This window comes from Variovorax sp. J22R115, assembly GCF_030317005.1.
Taxonomy (GTDB): domain Bacteria; phylum Pseudomonadota; class Gammaproteobacteria; order Burkholderiales; family Burkholderiaceae_C; genus Variovorax.
Genome location: NZ_JASZYM010000056.1, coordinates 1 through 1,354, shown reverse-complemented (window position 1 = coordinate 1,354; position 1,354 = coordinate 1). Strand labels below are relative to the sequence as shown.

Annotated in this window: 1 protein-coding gene and 1 pseudogene; both read right to left on the bottom strand. The window is 66.1% G+C overall.

Annotated features, from left to right (window positions below; translation table 11 throughout):
- The coding region (locus QTI04_RS34155; protein ID WP_286619635.1) for an MCP four helix bundle domain-containing protein at positions 1-1,047 on the bottom strand (1,047 nt) is incomplete at its 3' end.
- 15 nt (positions 1,048-1,062) lie between these two features.
- Positions 1,063-1,354 (bottom strand): annotated as a pseudogene (locus QTI04_RS34150) (methyl-accepting chemotaxis protein); the annotation flags it as partial.

Sequence of the window (1,354 nt, the reverse complement as noted above, 5' to 3'; positions counted from 1 at the left end):
CACGCTGCCGCCCTTGACCGCCACTTCGGAGGCCGAGGCCGCCAGCTGGTTGGCCTGGCGCGCGTTGTCCGCGTTCTGCTTGACCGTGCTGGTGAGCTCTTCCATCGACGCCGCCGTTTGCTCCAGCGAGCTCGCCTGCTGTTCGGTGCGCGACGAGAGATCCTGGTTGCCCGCTGCGATCTGGCTCGAAGCCGTGGCGATGGTGTCGCTGGAGGACTTGATCCTTCCGACGACCGAGGTCAACTGGTCCTGCATCTGCTTGATGGAATACAGCAGGCTGCCGGCATGCGCCGCATCGGCCTCGACGGTCATGCTGAGGTCGCCGGTCGCGATGCGGCCGACAACGTCCGCCGCATAGGCAGGCTCGCCGCCCAGTTGGCGCCCCAGGAGACGCGCGACCACGAAGCCCAGTCCCACGCTGACCACGATACCGATCAGCGCCATCACCAGCATCATCAGCCGCGAGGTCCGGTAGGTGTCGGTCGCGTTCTCCGCGCTGGCCTTGGCCAGCTCGTTGCTGTGGGCGACCATGTTCTTCAGCACTTCCTCGACCGCGCGGGAATCCTTTAGCAGCCGCGTGCTGTCCTCGGCCACCTGGCCGTCGAACTGCGAACTGTCCAGCGATTGCTTCGACACGAGCGTCACGAAATCCGCCATGCGCTTGCTCAAGGGCGGCAGCAGGGCCTCGTATTGCTCAAAGAGCTTCTGGCCCGCTTCGCGCTCCTCGAACAGCGGCTTGACCTCCGCGGCTCGCGCCTGGAGGCTTTCCATGGAGGTCTTGAGTTCGGTGGATCCCGCATTGCGTTCGCCGCGCGTCGCGGCCGACAGCAGCGACATCTGCGCCCGGCTCGCGTAGAGCAGGTGGATGTTCGCCTCCTGCACGGCCTGCAGGGCCCGAAGCTCATGGGTATAGAGCCTCTCCGTCGAGGCGCTGATGCGCCCCATGTGAAAGATGCCGAGCGCGCTGACGACGGCGCCGACCGCCGCGACAACCAGGAAACTGATGATCAGTCTGGCGGTCACTCGTAGCTTTTGGAACCACTGCATTTTTTCTTCCTTCTTTTAGAACTCGGTCCAGTCGCCCGCACCTGCACTGGCGGCGGCCAACTGGGGTTCGGTTCTGGTGGTCTTCTTGCGGGCTTCCGCCTGTGCCTTGGCACGCGCCTTCGGTGCCGCCTTGGCAGCAGCACCGGCGACCGATGGCGTGCGTGCGGGCGCCGGAGGGGCCTGGGTGTCTCGACCCAGCCTGAACACGCTCACGACCTGTGACAGGCTGCCGGCCTGCTCCTGCAGCGATTGCGCGGCGGCGGAGGCTTCCTCCACCAGCGCGGCGTTCTGCTGCGTCACCTGGTCC